At 58.9% G+C, this 19,751-nt stretch carries 30 protein-coding genes and 1 pseudogene; 10 read left to right on the forward strand and 21 right to left on the reverse strand.

Going from position 1 to position 19,751, the window contains the following annotated elements:
* Positions 1-148: 148 nt before the first annotated feature.
* The 4 genes from AA105894_RS13510 to metX form a co-directional block, all read right to left on the reverse strand.
* Positions 149-1,492 (reverse strand): DEAD/DEAH box helicase, encoded by a 1,344-nt coding sequence (locus AA105894_RS13510; RefSeq protein ID WP_267312219.1) that lies wholly within the window; start codon positions 1,490-1,492, stop codon positions 149-151.
* A gap of 288 nt (positions 1,493-1,780) precedes the next feature.
* A complete protein-coding gene (locus AA105894_RS13515; RefSeq protein ID WP_267312220.1) occupies positions 1,781-2,389 on the reverse strand; it encodes a nitroreductase family protein in 609 nt (202 codons plus the stop codon).
* Between the two features lie 128 nt (positions 2,390-2,517).
* Positions 2,518-3,117 (reverse strand): methionine biosynthesis protein MetW, encoded by a 600-nt coding sequence (gene metW / locus AA105894_RS13520; protein ID WP_188426400.1) that lies wholly within the window; start codon positions 3,115-3,117, stop codon positions 2,518-2,520.
* Positions 3,107-4,345: a homoserine O-acetyltransferase MetX gene (gene metX, locus AA105894_RS13525; RefSeq protein ID WP_267312221.1), complete on the reverse strand. Its 1,239-nt coding sequence runs from the start codon at positions 4,343-4,345 to the stop codon at positions 3,107-3,109. The genes metW and metX overlap by 11 nt, the downstream gene beginning before the upstream one ends.
* Before the next feature lie 731 nt (positions 4,346-5,076).
* Here metX and AA105894_RS13530 point away from each other — a divergent pair.
* Positions 5,077-5,580, forward strand: a pseudogene (locus tag AA105894_RS13530) (glycoside hydrolase family 99-like domain-containing protein); the annotation flags it as partial.
* A gap of 27 nt (positions 5,581-5,607) precedes the next feature.
* On the opposite strand, the gene AA105894_RS13535 reads toward AA105894_RS13530, so the two are convergent.
* From AA105894_RS13535 to AA105894_RS13600, 14 genes are all read right to left on the reverse strand, one after another.
* The gene (locus tag AA105894_RS13535) at positions 5,608-6,582 is read right to left on the reverse strand and encodes a tyrosine-type recombinase/integrase (protein WP_267312222.1); all 975 of its coding nucleotides are present in this window, start codon (positions 6,580-6,582) and stop codon (positions 5,608-5,610) included.
* Positions 6,583-6,803: 221 nt separating this feature from the next.
* Positions 6,804-7,076: a helix-turn-helix domain-containing protein gene (locus AA105894_RS13540; RefSeq protein WP_267312223.1), complete on the reverse strand. Its 273-nt coding sequence runs from the start codon at positions 7,074-7,076 to the stop codon at positions 6,804-6,806.
* On the reverse strand, positions 7,069-7,338 hold the full coding sequence (locus AA105894_RS13545; RefSeq protein ID WP_267312224.1) for a hypothetical protein: 270 nt from the start codon (positions 7,336-7,338) through the stop codon (positions 7,069-7,071). Before AA105894_RS13545 ends, AA105894_RS13540 begins: the two co-directional genes overlap by 8 nt.
* Before the next feature lie 36 nt (positions 7,339-7,374).
* Positions 7,375-7,854 carry a hypothetical protein gene (locus AA105894_RS13550; RefSeq protein ID WP_267312225.1) on the reverse strand — a complete coding sequence of 160 codons (480 nt, stop codon included), beginning with the start codon at positions 7,852-7,854 and terminating at the stop codon, positions 7,375-7,377.
* Positions 7,847-8,260 carry a hypothetical protein gene (locus tag AA105894_RS13555; protein WP_267312226.1) on the reverse strand — a complete coding sequence of 138 codons (414 nt, stop codon included), beginning with the start codon at positions 8,258-8,260 and terminating at the stop codon, positions 7,847-7,849. The genes AA105894_RS13550 and AA105894_RS13555 overlap by 8 nt, the downstream gene beginning before the upstream one ends.
* A complete protein-coding gene (locus tag AA105894_RS13560) occupies positions 8,260-9,060 on the reverse strand; it encodes a hypothetical protein (protein WP_267312227.1) in 801 nt (266 codons plus the stop codon). The genes AA105894_RS13555 and AA105894_RS13560 overlap by 1 nt, the downstream gene beginning before the upstream one ends.
* Positions 9,057-9,332 carry a DUF3850 domain-containing protein gene (locus tag AA105894_RS13565; protein WP_267312228.1) on the reverse strand — a complete coding sequence of 92 codons (276 nt, stop codon included), beginning with the start codon at positions 9,330-9,332 and terminating at the stop codon, positions 9,057-9,059. The genes AA105894_RS13560 and AA105894_RS13565 overlap by 4 nt, the downstream gene beginning before the upstream one ends.
* Positions 9,329-9,610 carry a DUF1653 domain-containing protein gene (locus AA105894_RS13570; RefSeq protein ID WP_267312229.1) on the reverse strand — a complete coding sequence of 94 codons (282 nt, stop codon included), beginning with the start codon at positions 9,608-9,610 and terminating at the stop codon, positions 9,329-9,331. The genes AA105894_RS13565 and AA105894_RS13570 overlap by 4 nt, the downstream gene beginning before the upstream one ends.
* Positions 9,607-9,768 carry a hypothetical protein gene (locus AA105894_RS13575; RefSeq protein ID WP_229719813.1) on the reverse strand — a complete coding sequence of 54 codons (162 nt, stop codon included), beginning with the start codon at positions 9,766-9,768 and terminating at the stop codon, positions 9,607-9,609. The genes AA105894_RS13570 and AA105894_RS13575 overlap by 4 nt, the downstream gene beginning before the upstream one ends.
* On the reverse strand, positions 9,765-9,953 hold the full coding sequence (locus AA105894_RS13580; protein ID WP_267312230.1) for a hypothetical protein: 189 nt from the start codon (positions 9,951-9,953) through the stop codon (positions 9,765-9,767). Before AA105894_RS13580 ends, AA105894_RS13575 begins: the two co-directional genes overlap by 4 nt.
* The gene (locus AA105894_RS13585) at positions 9,950-10,489 is read right to left on the reverse strand and encodes an RNA polymerase alpha/RpoL/Rpb11 family protein (RefSeq protein WP_267312231.1); all 540 of its coding nucleotides are present in this window, start codon (positions 10,487-10,489) and stop codon (positions 9,950-9,952) included. Before AA105894_RS13585 ends, AA105894_RS13580 begins: the two co-directional genes overlap by 4 nt.
* A complete protein-coding gene (locus tag AA105894_RS13590; RefSeq protein WP_267312232.1) occupies positions 10,486-10,737 on the reverse strand; it encodes a hypothetical protein in 252 nt (83 codons plus the stop codon). The genes AA105894_RS13585 and AA105894_RS13590 overlap by 4 nt, the downstream gene beginning before the upstream one ends.
* 3 nt (positions 10,738-10,740) lie before the next feature.
* The gene (locus AA105894_RS16030; RefSeq protein WP_373316785.1) at positions 10,741-10,965 is read right to left on the reverse strand and encodes a DUF2312 domain-containing protein; all 225 of its coding nucleotides are present in this window, start codon (positions 10,963-10,965) and stop codon (positions 10,741-10,743) included.
* A gap of 444 nt (positions 10,966-11,409) precedes the next feature.
* The gene (locus AA105894_RS13600) at positions 11,410-11,694 is read right to left on the reverse strand and encodes a hypothetical protein (RefSeq protein WP_267312234.1); all 285 of its coding nucleotides are present in this window, start codon (positions 11,692-11,694) and stop codon (positions 11,410-11,412) included.
* 569 nt (positions 11,695-12,263) lie between these two features.
* Here AA105894_RS13600 and AA105894_RS13605 point away from each other — a divergent pair.
* The gene (locus tag AA105894_RS13605; RefSeq protein WP_267312235.1) at positions 12,264-12,872 is read left to right on the forward strand and encodes a hypothetical protein; all 609 of its coding nucleotides are present in this window, start codon (positions 12,264-12,266) and stop codon (positions 12,870-12,872) included.
* A gap of 28 nt (positions 12,873-12,900) precedes the next feature.
* Here AA105894_RS13605 and AA105894_RS13610 read toward each other — a convergent pair whose 3' ends face one another.
* The 3 genes from AA105894_RS13610 to AA105894_RS13620 all read right to left on the reverse strand — a co-directional run bounded on the left by AA105894_RS13610 (position 12,901) and on the right by AA105894_RS13620 (position 14,570).
* Positions 12,901-13,518 (reverse strand): S24 family peptidase, encoded by a 618-nt coding sequence (locus tag AA105894_RS13610; RefSeq protein WP_267312236.1) that lies wholly within the window; start codon positions 13,516-13,518, stop codon positions 12,901-12,903.
* A gap of 97 nt (positions 13,519-13,615) precedes the next feature.
* Entirely contained in the window at positions 13,616-14,440 is an 825-nt protein-coding gene (locus tag AA105894_RS13615) for a hypothetical protein (protein WP_267312237.1), read from the reverse strand.
* Positions 14,409-14,570 (reverse strand): hypothetical protein, encoded by a 162-nt coding sequence (locus AA105894_RS13620; RefSeq protein WP_267312238.1) that lies wholly within the window; start codon positions 14,568-14,570, stop codon positions 14,409-14,411. The genes AA105894_RS13615 and AA105894_RS13620 overlap by 32 nt, the downstream gene beginning before the upstream one ends.
* Positions 14,571-14,730: 160 nt before the next feature.
* On the opposite strand from AA105894_RS13620, the gene AA105894_RS13625 reads away from it, so the two are divergent.
* Genes AA105894_RS13625 through AA105894_RS13660 form a run of 8 tightly spaced genes read left to right on the forward strand, consistent with a single transcriptional unit; the run spans position 14,731 to position 19,608 of the window.
* Positions 14,731-15,072, forward strand: coding sequence for a hypothetical protein (locus AA105894_RS13625; RefSeq protein ID WP_267312239.1), 342 nt, complete (start codon positions 14,731-14,733; stop codon positions 15,070-15,072).
* Positions 15,069-15,533, forward strand: coding sequence for a hypothetical protein (locus AA105894_RS13630; RefSeq protein ID WP_267312240.1), 465 nt, complete (start codon positions 15,069-15,071; stop codon positions 15,531-15,533). The genes AA105894_RS13625 and AA105894_RS13630 overlap by 4 nt, the downstream gene beginning before the upstream one ends.
* Positions 15,530-16,129, forward strand: a complete 600-nt coding sequence (locus AA105894_RS13635; protein WP_267312241.1) for a hypothetical protein — start codon at positions 15,530-15,532, stop codon at positions 16,127-16,129. The genes AA105894_RS13630 and AA105894_RS13635 overlap by 4 nt, the downstream gene beginning before the upstream one ends.
* Complete coding sequence (locus tag AA105894_RS13640) at positions 16,129-16,323, forward strand: hypothetical protein (RefSeq protein ID WP_188426629.1); 195 nt, start codon at positions 16,129-16,131, stop codon at positions 16,321-16,323. Before AA105894_RS13635 ends, AA105894_RS13640 begins: the two co-directional genes overlap by 1 nt.
* Positions 16,316-17,848, forward strand: coding sequence for a replicative DNA helicase (locus tag AA105894_RS13645; RefSeq protein ID WP_267312242.1), 1,533 nt, complete (start codon positions 16,316-16,318; stop codon positions 17,846-17,848). Before AA105894_RS13640 ends, AA105894_RS13645 begins: the two co-directional genes overlap by 8 nt.
* The gene (locus tag AA105894_RS13650) at positions 17,845-18,153 is read left to right on the forward strand and encodes a hypothetical protein (protein ID WP_267312243.1); all 309 of its coding nucleotides are present in this window, start codon (positions 17,845-17,847) and stop codon (positions 18,151-18,153) included. The genes AA105894_RS13645 and AA105894_RS13650 overlap by 4 nt, the downstream gene beginning before the upstream one ends.
* A 1-nt stretch (position 18,154) precedes the next feature.
* Positions 18,155-19,135 carry a hypothetical protein gene (locus AA105894_RS13655; RefSeq protein WP_267312244.1) on the forward strand — a complete coding sequence of 327 codons (981 nt, stop codon included), beginning with the start codon at positions 18,155-18,157 and terminating at the stop codon, positions 19,133-19,135.
* Positions 19,132-19,608, forward strand: coding sequence for a DUF6362 family protein (locus tag AA105894_RS13660; RefSeq protein ID WP_267312245.1), 477 nt, complete (start codon positions 19,132-19,134; stop codon positions 19,606-19,608). The genes AA105894_RS13655 and AA105894_RS13660 overlap by 4 nt, the downstream gene beginning before the upstream one ends.
* Positions 19,609-19,751: the final 143 nt, after the last annotated feature.

The raw sequence follows: 19,751 nt of genomic DNA on the forward strand, positions 1-19,751 counted from the left end.
GAAACATTAAGTCAAAGACTTATGGATACCTCAAAAATCAAAAGCCTCAGACCTGTAAGGCCTGAGGCTTTCGTTGCATCCATTCTGCAGGTGTTGCCGGAACACCCGGTCACACCGGCATATACGCCGAAGACTGCATGCCGTTATTTTACTTCGAACGCGGGCGTGACGGACGACCACCCTGCGGGCGGTTATTGCCACCCGGACGCCCGCCCGAGGGGCGACCGCCTTCATTGCCACCCCGCGGGCCCGAGCCGGGACGGCCACCGCTACCGGAGCGCTGACCACCGCCACGAGGCTGGTTGCGACCGCGGCCACCCAGAACAGGCGGACGCATGGTGGAATTCTGCGCTTCTTCCGAGTGATAGGCATGGTCCGTCACAACCGGAATGGCCTTGCCGATCAGCTTTTCAATATCACGCAGCCATGCGCGCTGTTCGGCATCGCACAGCGACACCGCCCAGCCGTCACGGCCCGCACGTGCTGTACGACCGATACGATGCACATAGCTCTCGGCAACGTTGGGAAGATCGTAATTGAAGACATGGCTCACATCGTCAACATCGATGCCGCGCGCGGCGATATCAGTGGCGACCAGCACCTTGACCGAACCGTCGCGGAAGCCCGCCATGGCACGCTCACGCGCGCCCTGCGACTTGTTGCCATGAATGGCCTCGGAGCGGATACCCTCGGCATTGAGGAAATCGGCCACCTTGTTCGCTTCATGCTTCATCAGCGTGAACACGACAGCGCGCTGTACCTTGGGATTCTTGACCAGAAGCAAGGTCGCTGCGCGCTTGTCTTCCGACTTCACGAACATCACACCCTGGCGGATACGATCGACCGTGGAAGAAGGCGGCGTGACCTCGACCTTTGCGGGATCATGAAGGAGCGAATGCGCCAGATCCTCGATTGCCTTGGGCATGGTGGCCGAAAACAGAACGGTCTGGCGGCTCTTGGGCAGAAGCGCCACGATACGCTTGATGTCGCGCACAAAGCCCATGTCGAGCATGCGGTCAGCCTCATCGAGCACCAGAACCTCGAGGTCGTGCAGATCTATATGACCCTGGCCGATCAGATCGAGCAGTCGGCCCGGTGCTGCTGTCAGCACGTCCACGCCGCGACGCATGGCTTCCACCTGACGCCCCTGCCCTACGCCGCCGAAAATCACGGCATGGCGAAGCTTCATGTGGCGGGCGTAGTTCTTGAAGCTGTCGTCGATCTGCGCTGCGAGTTCGCGCGTCGGCGCAAGCACCAGAACGCGTGCGCTCTTGGGTGTCAGCGGGCGCGGATGGGTCAGCAGGCGATGCAGGGCGGGAAGCGCAAACGCTGCCGTCTTGCCGGTTCCGGTCTGGGCAAGTCCCAGAAGATCGCGGCCCTGCAGAAGATAGGGGATCGCTCCCGCCTGAATCGGGGTCGGGGTCGTATACCCTTCCTCGGTCAGCGCGCGCTGGATGGGCATGGCAAGCTGAAGATCGGCAAAACTGGTCATAAGAGAGGCGCCTCCTCGGGCACGAGCCATGCGAATTGCACGCGGCTCACGGGATGACGCCTCTTGGCCCGGACGTCACAAGGGAAAGAAGAGATCCGGGAATGACGGGTCAGGCTACGCAAAAGGCGCCCGTTGCCAGACGCCCGTGCCGACAGAGTCAAATCTGGACCGGGAAGGCCCCCATATAGGCAGAGCCCATCCCGGACGCAAGCAGTTCCCCTAACAAAACAGTCAGGATCTTCACAAAAGTCCCGCCGCCGCGCAGATCGGCGCGGCGGCGCGCTTTCGTCAGGAGAAGCGGTTATGAATGATCGTTTCGTTCAGCGGCAGATGCCCGCCATGGGGCGGATATTCCGCCGCCTTCTTCCCGATCGCAACGAACATGACGACTTCGTGGTCGTCAGGCAGGTTGATGAGAGAACCCACCGCCTTGAAGTCGAACCCGTCCATCGGGCAACTCTGATAGCCATGAGCAGCCGCTGCGAGCATCAATGCATAAGCGGCCATGCCGCAGGAGCGGATACCCTCGTCACGCTGCAGCTGTTCATTGCCGCTATAGAACTGGTTGATCATGCCCTCATAGGTCGCCTGCATCTTGTCAGGAGCCGCTGCCCAGTAGCGCGCCGGGTTCTTTTCCCATGCCTTGAAATCGGCACAGAGAATGATCAGCGCACTCGCCTCTTCGACCTGAGGCTGGTTCCAGGAAACTTCGCGTATCTGCTTTCTCAATGCAGGGTCGGAGACCACAACAAAGCGCCAATGCTGGATATTGAACGCCGTGGGTGCCTTGCGCCCGGCATCAAGGATAGAGCGAAGCTCCTCCTCGGAAATGGTCACATTGGGATCGAAGCGCTTGGCTGAGCGACGCTCGGCGATCGCAGTCAGAATATCGGTCATGGAAACTCCGCTCTCCTGTCATCACAGGGCGTTGGGAAACCTGAAGGAAGAAATCATGCAACCATGGCCTGTGGCGCGAGTAAAGCCTTATTTCGACAATAATCGAAATAAGGCTTGGGCGCAGGGTGCTATTTGCGGCGCAGCAGAAACAGGGCCTGCTCACCAAAGAGATTGGCCAGTCTGATCGAGCGTCGCCACGGTGCGCGTTCGCCTGCCTCGTCAATGGCCAGCCACCGATCGATCACATAACCCTCAGCTTCGCACAGGGCGAGGAAGTCCTGAATGGTACAGGGATGGATATTCGGTGTTTCATACCAGGGCGTGTGCCACACGGCATTCATGGGCATCCGACCGCTGAGCAGGATCTGCAACCTCAGACGCCAGTGACCAAAATTCGGAAAGGAAACGATGGCGTGTCGGCCGATGCGCAGCATCTGGCGCAGCACTTCGCGCGGTTTCTCTACCGCCTGCAACGTGCGCTGCAACACCACATAATCGAAAGCGTCGTCGGAATAATGCGCCAGATCATGATCGGCATCGCCATGCATCACCGGCAGTCCATGCGCGACAGAGCGCGTCACCTCGCCCATATCGATCTCGATACCACGGGCGTCGCACTGGCGCGTGCGAAACAGATGGTCGATCAACGCGCCATCGCCACTACCGACATCCAGAACGCGCGTCCCCGGCTCGATCATCTCGGCAATCAGATGCTGATCAAGACGCATGACGTCCTCCGAGACCGGCCTGCTCTGCCGCACCGTTGATGAAACCGCGCATGGTGCGCTCGAGATCGGGCTCGTCCAGCAGAAAGGCGTCATGCCCCCTGTCACTCTCGATCTCGACAAAGGACACGTTCACCCCGGCCTTGTTGAGCGCGCGCGCCAGAAGGCGCGATTGCGATGTCGGGAAAAGCCAGTCAGACGTGAACGAGATGATGCAGAACCGCGTCGCGCAGTTATGGAAAGGCGCCGAGAGGTCGCCATCGTAATCAGCGCTCAGATCGAAATAATCGAGCGCCCGTGTGATGGTGAGATAGGAGTTGGCGTCAAAGCGACGCACGAAGCTCGACCCCTGATGACGAAGATAGCTCTCGACCTCGAAAATCTCACCAAAAAGAGACGTGCCCTTCGAGGCCGCGTCATGAGACGGCACGGCGTCACGCCTCGTGCGACGCCCGAATTTCTGTGTCAGCGCCTCTTCGGAAAGATAGGTAATATGCGCCATCATGCGGGCCACAGCGAGGCCCTTGGCCGGAATGGTGCCATGCGCCCAATACCGCCCGCCACACCAGTCAGGATCGCCGCAGATCGCCTGACGACTGACCTCATTGAACGCGATATTCTGGGCCGAGTGAAACGGCGCGGTCGCGATGGGCATGGCAGCGCCGACACGTTCGGGAAAGCTCGCTACCCATTGCAGAACCTGCATTCCGCCCATGGAGCCGCCGATTGCCGCAAACAGGCGCCCGATACCCAGATGATCGAGCAGTCTGGCCTGGGCAAACACCATGTCCCTTATCGTGATGGGCGGAAAATCCGTGCCCCAGGGTTCGCCATTGCCACGCAGTGTCTTGGGACCTGAAGACCCCATGCAGCCGCCGAGCACATTGACGCATATGACGTAGAAACGATCCGTGTCGATCGCATTGCCGGGACCAACCGCACGGCTCCACCAGCCCGGCTTTCCTGTCACCGGATGGGTCTCGGCCACATACTGATCACCCGTCAGGGCATGGCAGACCAGGATGACGTTATCGCGTTTCGGCGAGAGCGTGCCATAGGCGCAGTAGGCAATATCGAGCGGCGCTATATGGGCCCCGCATTCGAGCGTAAGTCCGTCTTCAAGCGTAACGCTGAACGACGTGGCATCGCCACCACCGTCCTGCCCACAAGGGGCCTCGGTCACGCCGGCACCCTCTGCCCCAACCGCAGATGCGTCAGAATGATTATGCATGGCCTCTCAACTCGCATGAGCGCCGACGCCCTTCAAAGGGTGCGACCGGATCACTCGAACGCCTCATCATGACTCCCTCGATGCCTGCAAACAGACGCCTGATGGCGACACGAGACAAAGTGGGGAAGCAGATATGGCATCTGCCGCGCGTGGCTGCAATTGGCCCACAAAGTGCACGGGCAGATGAAGGCATAAGAGCGCAAGGCCGGATGGCATGGCCACGAGCACAAAATGTAGTCGTTTTTCGGAAAAGTCTTTAATGTTTTATTAACGAATCGCCGGAGAAACCGATTATGCCTACGATCCTCAGAACGATTGGCCATTCCGGTCTTTTCGACACGGCGTTCTACCTTTCGCGCAACCCCGATCTGCAGGAGATCGGCAGCGGCGCGCTCATGCATTACCATACCTCAGGGTGGCGCGAGGGGCGCAAGCCGAACCCGTTTTTCGATCCGCTCTGGTATCTTTCTACCTATAGGGACGTCACCGAAGACCCCCTGCACCATTACATCCTGCGCGGCGAATATGAAGGGCGGCGACCTGTACCCTGGTTCGATCCGGTCTGGTACCGGCAAGCCAATCGGGTGTCTGCCAACACGAATGCCCTCGCCCATTATCTTGCAAATAGGCAGACACCCGGCATCCGGCCAATGCCTGAATTCGACCCCGAGTTCTATCTGCGCAGCTATCCCGACGTCGCCTCCTCAGGGATGGACCCGGTCGAGCATTATATGGTGCAGGGCTATCGCGAGGTTCGTCGCCCTTTCGAGAAATTCGATCCCGGGTTCTATCGACTGCGCTATCTGCGCCATCAACCCGACGCCAATCCTTTTCTTCACTGGCTTGCCCACCGCCATGAAGCAGGGGTTTTCCCCTGCCTTCCCGATCACGAGACGACCATTGCCAGAGAAATCAGGCGGCGCACACAGCCGGGCCCTCTCTATGAGGACCGCCAGCCCTTGCCGGAAGCCGCCATTCGCCGCGTGCGCCTGCTTGCTTATTATCTGCCGCAATTTCACCCCAACGAGGCCAATGATCGCTGGTGGGGAACCGGGTTTACGGAATGGACCAATCTTGCCCGGGGCGTGCCGCGCTTTGCAGATCACTATCAGCCGCGCACGCCGCGTGATCTCGGGCATTACAGGCTCGACAGCCTGGCCGCGCTTGAAGCCCAGGCGCGTATGGCGCGGGAGGGTGGTATAGAAGGATTCATCTTCTACCATTACTGGTTCAAGCGGCATAGAGTGTTTTATTTCAGATGGTTACCTCTCAATTTCCTCCGGTTTCCAAAAGGCCGTTTCCAGCTTCAATATGGCATCTTCCGCAAGACGTCTCTGGTCAAAAGACCGCGTATAGAGTTCGACCATCTTGAGGGTCTTGTGCCCGGTGATCGAGGCGATCTCATGCGTTGAGCATCCCGATTCGGCAAGTAATGTTGCAGCGAGCTTTCTCAGGCCGTGGATGCTGTAGCCCTTGGGGATGATTCCCTTGTCGTGAGCCTCATTTAGGGATCGCCCCAGGTTGTAAGCCGTCATCGGCCCTCCCCGCAGGCCGGTCAGGATTGTCTCGGCAGTCCTGGGCCAGCTTTCCATTGCCTGCGCCAAAACGGGGTGGATGGGGATTTGCAGCTCGGCGCCGGTCTTGATCTGGCGGACGTATATCGCGCCTCGCACGATATCGCTCCACTTCATGGCGCACAGGTCAGAGCGCCTCTGCCCTGTAAACAAGGCAAGCATCACAGCGCGCGACATATGCGAGGGCAGATTGGTAATGGCGTCTCTCGCCATCTCGCGGGTCCAGGCCTTGAACGGCTTGTATGGCAACATGCCGATTCTCGCCGCAGTGTTCGCTTCCACCCACTCGCGATTGAGCGCCCACGACAGGAATGCACTCGTGCTCTGGATGAACTGGTTCGCAGCTCCGCTACCTCTGGTTCGAGCTATCGTGTCGCGAATCGTCAGGATTTCCCGGCGCCGTAGATCCCGGATCGGAACATTGCCGATCCGTTCAAGCTCGATAAGGTAGAGCCGCCTTCCTTTTTTGGTGCTCGGCCTGGTGCCCATCCACTCAGGGCTCCCGAGATACTGCCTCAGAATGTCTGCGATGGTCCCGACTGCGGGACCGCGAGGGGCTGCATCCTTTCTTTTCCGTGGATACCGATATTCTTTAACTGTGCCGTCTGCGAGCGTCTTTCGAACGATCTTTACGTCTGCGGGCATCTCGTTCGATTTCTTCACAGGCTCTCTGCACCATCTGGCTCGTTGATTCTGACGTTGAGATGCCGGATGCCTCAAGCATCACGGCATCGATCGCATGGATATCCCAGCGCGGTGATCTCGGCCCTAAGTGCAGAGACGGGCGCGGTAGCTTCCCTTGCTGCACGTATCGGCTGAGCATGTTCGTCTTGGTGCATAGCCTCCTGGCCAATGCCTCGGGATCTAGCCAACGTTCAAGCGTTTCACCCATCCGCCCTCTCCTTCCAATGCTCAACAAAGTCGGCATAGATCGCTGCCATGACCTCGGGCGGGGCTTTGAGCGCGGCCAAGACGCTCAGGACCGTGTTGATGGTGCTGTTCTGCCCCTTGATCAGACAGCCCAGCGTGCTCGTGGAAATCCCGGCCTCGACGGCCACGCTCTCCTGAGACCGGCCTTGCGCGACGATCATACGCCGCACCCGCTCGCCCAGGAGGCGGGCAAAGGGAGAGACTGCGCTCGTAGGGAGATTACCCACCAAAGCTGTCTGCCTCCTCATCGCAGGGGTTTCTCGGGACCGATCCGACCGAATAATCGCCGTCATACTCGACGACGAAGTAAACGCGCTCCTTAGTCCATGCCAAAAACTTCTTGAGGCTCTCGGCCCCGATGAGTTCCCCGGTGTGATCCTCGAAGTAATCATTCGCCATATCGGCGTCTGACAGGGAGCAAACAAACTGCTCCATTGGGTCTTTTCGGAGTTCCGCTTCCGTGCGGATCTTATCAAGCCAATTTGACATTATTCGCCTCCCGGCAGGCGGTTGAAGGGGGTGGGGTCAGTCATGGCCGATCTCTTTTGCAGCCACGCCGGGAATCATGGGCCGCACGTAACGCAAGGCGACGTCGCCATGATCATCTTCCCATGCGCAGGCAAGTTTCCATCCTTGTGTCTTGCTCCGCATATCCTGAGCCATCCATTCAACATCCCTACGCGTTAGCGCCCTCAAACTTCGCCTTGGGTCGCAATCGGCTTCGATGAACATTGTGTCGATGCCGACCCTTGCGAGCGTTTCTCGCACGCGATCTTCCATCCACTCTCCGTCTCCAACGAACAGTTCTTCGAACCGAGCTTTGGGCGGCTTCTGCGTTCCCGCGTTCATATCCTCTGTAAGGAATGCGAACATGTCGTATTCATCGTGCACGGGCCGAGAGTGACAAGCAGATGATGAGGCCTCGCGATACCTAAGGCGATCCTGCACCCTCCCCCGAATCTTGCGGACGCTCTCAATCCATGTCGGTTTGCTCGCCTCACCCATGCTCGCCTCCCTCGCGGATGGCTGCGGCCTCTTGCTCGACACGGGCCGCACACGCCTCTTTGACGGCGATACCTTCCTCTGTGAGATACGATCCCCAAGGACGTGCGAGATGTTTCGCCACGTCAGCCAGCCTGCTCGCGCACCGCTCCCGCTCCGCTGCTACGGCCTCGGCTATGAGAGCTTTTTGTGCAGATTTATTGTATTCGAGCCAAAACTGTAGGTTTGCAGGCGGCTTCCCTCCCGCCTCTCGATCAGAAATTAAGGCTTGTTCGATTACTCTTCTGGATACTGCAAGGTTCCCAGCTTGGTAATGTGCTACGTCCATTGCTGCACGCAAATTTGCAATTCTATTTTCGTATGCGCGTTCCAGTGCAGCCCATGTAATAGAGAAAGTTTTATCTACCATCACTCGCCTCCATCGCGGAGGGCCGCGGCGATAATCTTCGCACCCTTCACCGCGACACCGATGGGATCTTTTCCGGCGGCTACCTGCTCGTCATCATAGACTACGACGCGCAATGGCGGGTCTTCGAAACCCAAGTTCTCAAAGCATGCTTGTCCGTCGAATAGGGCCGTAATCGCCCCCTCCAACTCCCGCACCCGAGCCTCAAGCGCGGCGACGTTGGCGGGGCGGGTGTAGAGGGGCTCAATGCGGACTCCGGGCATCGGCGGTGGAGGCGCGGCCTGTATGAGCCATGTCGTAGAGAGCCAAGGGCCATTATCGGGAGAGGACTTTAGCGGACCCATGCGATAACCAACCGGCTCCGCCCCCTCCGCATCCTTCCGGCGCTGCTCTGACTTATTTAGCGGGAACCTCTTATCCCGTTCCTGCCACCAGTTCAGTTCATCAGACGCCTCTTCACGGTCAATCCCGTGCCTTCGCATAAGGGCTTTAAGCGTGTTTTCTTCGTCAGCATCAGCGAACCGGATGCTTTCGGCTTCATCCTCGATTGCTGCCCTTTTCCGCTGCTCTGCCGCGCCTCGGGCCTCGGCTTCGGCGAGATGCTCGGCGAGATATGCTGCGGTAAAATCGTGACCGCGCTGTTCGCATACCCCGTCGAGTACCATCCGTGTCATGGCCTTGGCCTGTTCTTCCCATGAGCGAGATGGGCAGAGTGTTATGCCGTATCTTTCTTTTGCCGACGAGTAGCGGCTACGGACGGCATCAGGAAACGCCACGCTCTCCGGCTTCTGTTCGTGGGTCATGGCGCTTCTCCGAAACTGAGCATGACATAACCAGAAGGCAGCCACGGTCCCTCATCTGACGTAAGAATATGCGTAATCTCGCGTATGATGCTCGGCTCGAAGGGCCCAAGGTCGCCCATGAACCGCACCAGTTCCACGATATCCCCTACTCGAAAGTCGCGATCATTCAGCCGTACCTCGGCAGTTTTCCGCCGTTCCTTGACTGCATCGAAGTAAATCGACTGGCATCTGAGCTGGTGAATTTTACGCATTGATTTCTTTTCGTTGGTCATGCTGTCACCTGCTCAAAGCGGCCATCAATGAACTCGGAAACGGGGCGCACCCAGTATTTGTCGAGTGTCAGGCACGTATAAATGACGCACTCGGTCATATCGTGGGCGCCTGCGATCTGCAGGAACCCGAGCGCATGGACCTTGTAGAGCGTGCCGTGCTTCGTATGGCGGTAGATCTTATTCGGATCGTTCTCCAACTGCTCGCGAGTGATCTGCGGTGTGGCTTCTGTCTGTGCTGTGTCGGTCATTTCGGCGTTCTTCTTTGCTTCGTGGGTCATCCCCGTCTCTCCCTCAAGCAGCGGGGCTTTGCAGCCTCCTGCGCTCGTCTTTCCTGTGTCTCGATCTCGGCGCGGATTGCGTCCTGCATGTCCTGCTCGTGGCGCAGTTTGTCGGCCAGTTCGTAATCGCCTGCGTCCCAGGCTTCGGCGCTGGTCATAGGTTCGTGCCCTGTACGCGGTGATGCGTCTGGGCGCTGAGTGCCTCCAGATGCTCTAGCAGCTTGATCTGGGCGCGCAGGTCGCGGCAACGCAGGTAGCTTCGGATCTCGCTTACCGCGATCCAGATGGCCAGAAGCGCTGCGATGCCCAGAATGATGAGGCCATGCCAATCGCTGTCACTCATGTTGCTTCTCCAGCCTGCCGCGCGCGTGGCGGCAGGTGACAGGCCCGGCGCAAGGCGGGCTCGGCGTTGATTGTGCCGCGTGTCTCGCTCGGGCGGCGAAAGCGCAGGGTCAGTGTTTTTTCATGCAGCGAGATATCGACCAACGGATGAGCCTGATGCACCGCAAAGGCCTCATGTGGCTGCATGATGACGACGCGCTTGCGTCTGTCGTCGGGCGCAAAGGTCTCGATCGCGCCGCAGGGCCAGAGACAGGCCCAGTGTTCGGACGCGCTGACAAATTCGAGGATGCGGCGCGTCCAAGTGAGCGGCACCCATATCTGCACGTCTTCCGGCGCGACGCGGCGCGCAAGTTTCATCCACTCATTCGAGCGCATGGGGAGCAACGCCATAATGGCGGGCTCGATCCTGGGGGAAAATGAGGCCGTGCGGTTGCCGGATACAAGCCCCAGCGAGGGCTGCGCAGCCTGATAGCGCCGCTCGCGTGCTTCGCTGCGCGGGTCGACCCAATCGGCAGAAGTATAGGCGCGGGCACTCATGCGTAGGCGCTCCCCGCCCATGTCATCTCAACCAGCGGCGCGCGTCCGGTCTGGGGCAGTGCGGTTGACAGATGCGTGCGGCGTCGACGCACATCGACGGGCGCCTGTTTTTCGCGGCACCATACCTTGGCGGCTCTCTCAGCCTCGCCATATGAGGCGAAGCGCTGCACGCGCGCGCCCTGGCCATCATGGATCGAAAAAGGCTTGTCCGGCTTTGCGGCGCCTGCGTTTTTGGGATGGGCTGACATGGCTCACATTCCCAGCGCGTGACGATAGATATCGAGCATTGTTTCCTGCTCTTCGATCTCGTTCGGCTCTTTCTTGCGCATTTTGATGATGCTCTTGATGGTGGCGACATCGAACCCGGCTGATTTTGCCTCGCTGAAAATATCCTTGATATCGCCCGCAAGAGCCGATCGCTCTTCTTCAAGCCGTTCGACGCGCTCGATCACGCTGCGCAGACGGTCAACGGCAATGCCGCCAACGTTCGATTCAGGATCTGCGGCCTGACGGGCGCGACTGGCTGCGGCGGCATCAGGATTTACATCCACGCGAGGAAATACGGCGGAAGGCACATTTGTGGTGTTGTGAGCGTGCGCATGAATCATGATTCTCGATCCTTCTGCCCGAGGGCAGGTCAATTCAGATAATGGTAATTTTGCCCATCGGGAGGCGCGCTAAGCGGCCATCTTCGAACCACTCTGCTGGCACCGACGGCGTGCTCTCGTCTAATCGTGACTTGGGCGTCGACCTGGGTGTCAGCTGGGTTTGTGAGCGGCCCTCAATGTGGATCGCCTTCGCCGTGGCTATGCCGCGGAACCCGGTTATGAGGTCGACATACGAGCAGCCAAGCTCCGTGAGTGCGCCTTTGCCAGCGATCGTGTCGTCGCCGGGAGTAGGTGGCGCGTGCTGGCTGCACCTCACGCCCGTGCGCTCCCAAGACGCCCGTGTCGGGCGAGGATGGTCAGAACAGGATTGGTTTGCGGTATCACGGGAATGACGCTACGGGTCCGGGCCTGCTGCGCCATGTGCTCGGCTTCGCTGCGCTTATTGGCGGCAGCGTTCTGCCACAGCCGGGCGGCATCGGTGCGGTTGGCAAAGCGTGCCTGCTCCGCAAATGCATCCATGCAGGAGGCTACTGTGTAAGCGGCCTTGATGGCATCGCGATCAGCGATAGGCGGTGGGGGCAAGAATTCCTTGAACATCACCGGCATGCTCCCGCTGAAGCATGAGGCGCGTATTTTGCATTGAAAGCTTCATCGCGAGCCGAAGTAAATTCCTCGGTATCGATATAGGGCGCCAATATTTCGTTGGTGATTATGCTTTCCGGAGCGCCTTGCACATATGTGCTTAGATGATCGCCAACCCGATCAGTTGCGGAATGCACAATGCGAGTGCGACCCTGTTCCTCGCGGATACTCAGCACATGATCTAGATTTATATAGACCGTTCGGGGAGTGGACTCGCTCGTAGTGAATTTAACAAATCGGGAGAAAGGATGGTCTGTTGCGCTGCGAAGAAATGGGGGTCCAGACATTGAGGCAAGCTCCATCGTGGGTGAACGATGAGGGAAGTTTGCATATACGCAAATGCCCCGTCAAGCTTAAGTTGCATATACGCAAATATACCCATGTCGTCTCGGTGGGAAACGTTAGCGCTCTCGCCTGCGCAATAGCCTGCCAATACCCCAGCGCGTAAATGAGGTATGGTGTGGTGGAATCGCTCGTCCCATCAGAATAAGAATTCGTCCCGAAACGACGTGAGGAGAATACAAATGCGCCAGCTGAAGCGGTTAATTTTCGTATCTCTCGTCTTGTCTATCGCCCTACCGACAAGCATCCATGCGCAGGATGCTGCCGTAGCAGCGCCGACGGTAGGCACGAACGGTGTTATCCAGTTCCACGATCTTGATGTAGATGGCGTGTCGATTTCTTTACAGCCGGACGATGGGAGCGGCGAATGCGTAGTGCAGACCGTGGCAAGGCGACGGGAGTTTATTCAGCATTACAAACGATTGGTCGAAACCGGAGCTATGGCCGACTTGGCGAACGGTCTAGACCCCGATACTGCGCGGCATAATTTGTATTTGCAGTATTTCTTATTAATGGAAAAGCCCGTAACGAAGTTGATAATGTCACGGCAAGATGTAAAAAAAAACTGCCACTTTAAGTTTGGTTTTTCTGGTGAAGAATTCAACGGACCAAAGCAGTTCAGCGTTGCTGTTGCATTTCTTTATTCAAAAGACGTCGCAAGCCGCATAGATTGGGAGACGCTCACAAACGAAGGTTTCATTCACACCGTATATGGTTACTATATATGGCCTATATTCGAACAGTGGGCGACGCGAGAGGCGCTCGGTATCAACTTTCATCAAGCAAAATAGATATCTACACAAACAAATAAAATAGTTATTACTTTTTCTCTCTGTTTCGGCGATCGACAAAAAGTACTGGCCGCGCCCACTCTATATGTGAGTCAACAATGGGAGGCGAATTGTAACTAATAAGATTATAGAGCCCAGCGCAGCTTCCTCGCTGCAATTGCTTTATATAAAGCTCGCCGCTGGGAAGCTTCACCACTGACTCTGCGCTATAGTCTATAGCCTCTTGTTGGCCCGGTTCCATATTGAAAAATACAATATCACCCGCCCAATACGCAGGATACATGCTGTCGCCTTTGACCTTTAGCGCACAAAGATGCTCTCCAGCCCACAGTGGTGCCTCGACTAGATCATCAGCGTCTTGAGCATAATCCGGGAAAACCAAATCTCCCGCTCCGGCGTAGCCGTAAAGCTTCACCAACTTTTTGTGCGCCGCTTGAGACATGGTTCCCGGCATCGGGACCTCAGCAATCGCTGCAATTTTCGATAAAGTCTTAAAGCCCGGCGCGTTCTTCGAATCCCCGTTCAGAAGGCGGGTTAATGTCGATGGTGCCAGCTTGGCACGACGCGCTAAATTCGTCGCATCTAGCCCCGTTTGGGCCATAGCGTTCCGAACGAACTTCCGAGCTTCTTCTAGCGTATCTTCCATGTTTGCGTTTTCGCACATGCTTAGACCGCTGTCCGTTTGCAAATTCGCACTTGACTGATTTGCGTGTACGCAATCATATGTCTGCCATGCATGCAATCTACACACCCTCCGAGTTGGAAGAAATGGCAAGGCTCGCTGGCAAAAGCATGCCAACGATTTGCCGTGAGGCGAAAGTTGCCTGCTCGACATTCACGCGATGGAAGGCCGGGAAATCCCAGCCGACGCTCGACGTGTACCGGCGAATAGTCTGCGCGTGTGCAGCAGATGCAAACATACCGGACGGCATTAATCGGCCTTCAAACTTTACCTCTAAGCATGTTGACGGTCCCGAAAACGCCTCAATTGGCCGCCTTACCTCCTCAAGGATAATCGCATCATGAAAAACGCTCCCCCAGAAAGCGTGACGGTTGGCGGCTGGACTGCCTACGCGGCCATGCAAGCGCTGCGGCGGCGTATTCGTCTGCTTGAGGCGAAACGTGACGAAATGTCGATTGCCGCCGACGAAGAGCACGAACTGTGCGCAGGGACCAAGGCGCTGAATGAGATTGTCGATTGCCTGTTTCCGTGTGCGGAGGCGGCGCAGGGACACGATAAGAACGAACCAGAACGCCGTTTCTCGATAGATGAGCTGCTGAGCATCATTCAAATTGTGCTGCCAGAGCCCATCATATTGAGAGCCGGTTACGAAGACGTTCCTAAAGCAAGCGCTTTGTATGTCCTCCGTGCGGAAATGAAGGCTGCTCGACGCCAACTGGATACTGCACTTTCTCTTAGAGAGAGCCGCAGGGCTGCCCAGCAGCGCAAAATCTTCGTTCGGCTCCGCCAGTGGTGGAGATTTAAATGTCTCGTGAGCGATGATGACGGCGCGGCTGGTGACTGGGAAGAGACGGCTACCCAGCGTCTGGTCGAGATTTGCCGACACGCCCAAGCACTTCGTCCGCAGCCTCGAACCAGTACGCAGCAACATCCGTGGCGTTGACCTGCGCCCACTCGGCATCGACCTCGCGTGAGCAGATATCGAGCGGGTATCCGTCATTTGCTGAGACGGCCACGCAGACGTTCTCCATAGCCTGTCGAGAGGACTGCTGCAGTAGGGTCCTCAAAACAGTGCGGAGATACAGGATCTCTGTCTGCTGGGTTTGGAGCATCTCTGCGATGCGCTCTGCCGTCAGGGGTTTGTCGCGTCCGCGCTGTTTTGACATCGAATCCTCCATGGGTGGTTGCTGCGGCGGGAACCGCAACGCCCATGGTGGCTCGCTGCGGGGGGCGTCGCAATGCGCCTCCCGTAGCTGTGATCTTTTTGCTCCTTCTCTCCATGCTGACCAAGCTAACCGTGCGCTGATCGCCCGTCATCCGAAGCGCGTCCGGTCAGTGATCCTCGCTGCCATGCGCCACATCAGCGACGTGCTGACCGATGTGCTGCGCGACCTCGCGCCTGCTTTTGCCCCCGAAACAACGCCGGAAGCGCCGCCGCATAATGCGCGCCCTGCCCCGGCCTCTTCGCCGCGCTCTGGCGCGTGCGCCTCTCCCTCTCTTTGCAGGACCCTGCCATGACCACGCACGCCATCAAAACGGCCACGCAGGCCGTCATCCGTGCTGTGGGCGGTGTCGATGCGGCGGCGAGTTTCGTCCGCGTCGGTCGCTCACAGCTTTCGGATTATCAGAACCGCCATTCACCCTCGGTTGTTCCGGTCGATGTCGCGATCGAGATGGATCGCTGCGCGCAAGAGCCGGTCATTCTGGCGGCCATGGCGCTTGCCGAAGGCTACATTCTGACGCCGCTCAAGGTTGGCCAGGGCGATCTCGCGACCGATATCGAGAAGGTGTCGCACAGCTTCAACGAGACGATTTCGACCACGCTGCGCGTGCTGGCTGACGGCGTTGTCGAGCCGCATGAAGTTGTGGCGATGCGCGCCACGCTATCGAGCCTGCACCATGCGGTCGGGCAGGCCCTGCATAATCTGAGGGCGACGGATGAGAAGCCTGCCCCTGCTGCGCTGCGAGGTGTGGCATGAGCGCCATTCATTCCGACGCTGCGCCCAAAATGGTGCGCTCGCAGTTGGCAACGCCTGCTGAGCAGGTGCATGCAAACGTGCTGTTCAAAGAGCTTCGCGGACGAAAGGGCGCAAGGCTTGCGCTGGCTGTTATTCTCGATCGCGCGCCGAAGACAATCACCGGCTGGCATTATGTCCCCTCTGCCTATGTGCGGCCTTTCCTGCGCGCGCATGAAAGCGGCGCGCTTGAACGGGCTATTCAGAACATCGCGCCGGTTATCGCCCCCGCTGAACGCGAGCGTGCCCGCGATATCACGCGCAAGGTTCGCGCCCAGGCTGGCGGCGGCAAGGCTCTGGCCAGTGCGCTTAATGTTGCGGAAAGCAGCGTCAAGACATGGGATGACGTGCCTGAGCGGCATATCCCCGCATTGCTGAAGCAGTTCGGCAGTGTTCAGGCGCAGGCAGAGCGCAGCATCGAAAGGCCACCCGTGAAGGTCTCTGCCAGCACGGCGCGTGTCTCGGGCGTCTGGCACCGGAGCTGCCTCTTTTGTGGCGCAGCTTTCTCGATTGATCCCCCGTTCATCCGGCGATGCGAAGCGCATAGGGGGCAAGGCTGATGGCTCGACCTGCACTCGATCGCGTCCGTCTTGCTCCTGCTGTGCAGGGCTATCATCGCAGAGGCTTCCCGGCGCGGCTTATCGCCAGCCGGCTTGGCATTTCCGAACGCAGCACGCGCGGGATGCTCAAGGATCTGGGGCTGACCTCGCCCCGGCCTGCTGTCACTCACACTCTGGAGATGCGTCATGGGTGATGTTCAGACGCTCGGGCGTCTCACCACACTTAATGAGCCCGAAAATCTAGATGCTGAATCGGCATTGCTCGGCGCGATCCTGACCAACGGGCGCCGAGCAATGCCCATGGTCGAGGAATATCTGCGCCCCGAGCATTTCTACGAGCCGCTCAATGGCGTGATCTATACCGCAGCCCTGCGCATGCATGCGGCGGGTGTCGAGCCGAATGTCATCCTGATCCGCAATCAGATCGGCGCTTCCGAAGTGCTGATGGGCCGTGACGTGGCGGAGTATCTCGGCCAGATCATGATGGCCACGGTCGGCATCCTCAATGCTGGTGATTACGGGCGGGCGATTTTCGACGCTTGGACGCGCCGCCAGCTGCGCAATGTCTGCATCGATGTCTCGCGGCTCTGCCTCACGCCCGGTGGCCAGTCGGGCGAGCAGATAGTCGAGCAGATGGAAGCCGGATTGCTCGATATCGCCCAGAACATGCGTGAGAGCCTGCCGAACGTCACGATCTCCGAAGCCATCCGCGAGGCGATTGCCTGCGGGCGCGAGAATGTGGCGCGTGGCTCGGCACTGGCTGGTCTGTCATGGGGTTATCCTGCCATGGACCGCATGACGGGCGGGCTGCTTGATGAGGCGCTTTATGTGATCGGCGCGCGCCCGGCCATGGGAAAGACGGCCTGGGCGCTCGGCGTGGCCATGCGTGTTGCCGCCAACGGACAGCGCGTTCTGTTCTGGTCAGGCGAGATGGCTGCGCGACAGATCGGCGCGCGTGCCGGGGCTGCCTATGCAGGGCTCTCGACACTCTCGGTCTTTGCCGGGCGTCGGTATGACATCCCCGAGGATGTTGCAACCGGCCTGCGCGCCGAATTGGAAGAATGGCAATGGCAGGCCCTGCATGAGGGTGAGAGGGCTGCCGAAGAGGTCGCGCTCGAACTGGATGTGCGTTCCGGCCTGACCGTCGCCGGGCTGCGTTCGCGCGCGCGCCGCATGAAGCGCAGCAAGCGCGGGCTGGGCCTGATCGTGCTCGATTATGTCGGGCTCATGCATGGCAGCGATGCCGCGCGTCGTCGCGGGCGCTATGAGGAAATGTCGGAAATCAGCGCGGGCCTCAAATCCCTCGCCAAGGAACTCGGCATTCCCATCATCGCGCTCGCCCAGCTCAACCGCGAAGTAGAAAAGCGCGAGGACAAGCGCCCGACTGAGGCCGATCTACGCGATAGCGGCGGGTTGGAGCAGGATGCCGATCTCGTCGCGTTCCTCTACCGCGACCACTATTACCTCAAAAAAGAAGCCAGTGGCGACGGACTCCAGAAGCGCGACAAGGAAACGAACGAGCAGTTCGCCAATCGCTGCTCGGAATTCCAGTTCCGCCTGCGTGAGTCGGTCGGCAAGGCGCAGGTGTTGATCCGCAAGAACCGCCATGGTGGCACTGGATCGGTGCGTATGCGCTTTGATGATGACAGCACCTGGTTTCGCGATGAATGCGAAGATCCGCGCAGCCCGGCGTGGGTTTGTCAGGGTGGGGCATCATGAAGCGTCCTGCTGCACAGCGCAGCGCGCTGCGCCGCCGCTATGGCGTGCATGCGCGCTCTGTCATGGCCGATCCGCGCTGGTCTGTGCTGCCGCTTGCCGCTCGCGGCATGTGGCTGCATCTGACCGACATTGCCGATGTGATGCCCGAGCTGCGCGCCCCGGTGCGTGGCCAGGCCGTGACGGTGCCGGATCTCGCGCGCCTGCTTGCTGCTGAGCCGAATGAGGTCATCCGCGCCATTTCGCATCTCGTCAATCGAGACATTATCGAGCCCGTATCAGACGGGTATCGCCTGAAAGCCTATTGAGATGTCCAAATCATCAATCGAGAGCCGGGCGCTCGCCATGGTCGCCAGTGATGTGCGCCTGTTCACGCTCGCAGCTGAGGCTGCGGTGGTGTGGGTGCGTCTGATCTCTGCCATCCTCGAATATGGCGCAGACGGCATTCTACATGCTGGCAAGGACGGCGCCCCCGATCTCGCAACGCTTGCGCGCTTTAGGTTTCATGTGTCGGAAACCCAACTCGAAACCTACATGGAAACCTACGCCAGAACCCGGCTGATAACCTATGACGCGGCAAGCGGGCTGGTCGGATTGCCCGAAACGCTGCAGCCGACGCGGCGCGCCATTGCCTCACGATTGAACGGCAAAAAGGGCGGAAGACCGCCGAAAAACGCCAATCCGACGCCGCAGCACGATCCGCGCCAACGCACGGCCATAATGCCGATCTCAGGAGGAAAAACCGTGTCTCGCGAAACCCAAAGCAAAACCCAGCCTTCTCACGCGCGCGCTAAGCTAAGCTTAGCTGATAATATAAGCTTAGAAGGTAAAGCTAAGCTTGGGGCGCGGGTGGATGATGCGCAAATCGACACCGCCTATCAGCGCATCGGCCCCATGGCATTCGAGGCTGCCGGGTTCGACCCGGCGCGGGATATGGGCAATTACCGCATCGTGCGCCAATGGGCCGCCGATGCGCTGCAATCCGGGTTGAGCGCAGACGAGACCGAGCGGCTGATCCTTGGCGTGGTTGGCAGCGTTGCCGAACGCCAGCGCAGCAAGGGGGCAGCAATCAGCCATCTGGGCTATTTCGGCAAGGCAATCGGCACGGCTATTGCAAACCGCGATGTTCCTGACGCGCCAATGAGCGAAGGCGAAATCGAGGCCGACCGTGCCTGGAAGCGTGACATGGACACATGGCGCGAGCGCGTGGCCTCTGGCGTGGCGGGTGCCGTCAATGACACCATCCCGAACCGTGCGGATTACCTCGACCGCGCAAGGAAGGCCGCATGAGCAAGATGCCTCTGCGTTTCGATCCTGACCGTAGCCTGCCCGAGCAGGTGGGCGAATGGCTGGATGAGGCTGCCCTGACGCTTGCGGCTCTTCCAGCCACCGGGTTGCGTCCCGCTGGGGCTGGTAGCACATGGCCCGACTATGTGCGTGATCTGGAAGATCTCGGCTGGGATCGCGAGAGCGATGATTTCATGCCCCGTCCTACTGCGGCTCAGGTCGAGCGGCTCGATATCGTTCTCACCTGGGTGCCGATGATCGAGGATCGCAAGCTGCGCGTCGTGGTCAATATGCGCCTGATCGTGCATCGGATTTCGGGTCGGCATAAGTGGGAATGGCGCAAGATCGGGACAAAGCTCGGGGCTGATCACAAGACAGCACAGGCCTGGCATCAACGCGCCTGTGCGCTCATCGCAAAAAAAATTCAGCCGAATGCATTTTCCACTTCCCAAATTCCCCAATTTGCAGATATGTGAGAACCATACTCGCGAGACGCTTACCCATTCGGGCAAGCGTCTTTTTTTATGCCTGCGCCTCGGGATGCGGAGGGTGCCATGTGACCGGACCATGCGCCCCTTCACCCCTCCGATGACGGGGGTGGCCCAGAATTTTTGGGTCC

The organism is Asaia spathodeae NBRC 105894 (assembly GCF_025994195.1).
Lineage (GTDB): Bacteria > Pseudomonadota > Alphaproteobacteria > Acetobacterales > Acetobacteraceae > Asaia > Asaia siamensis.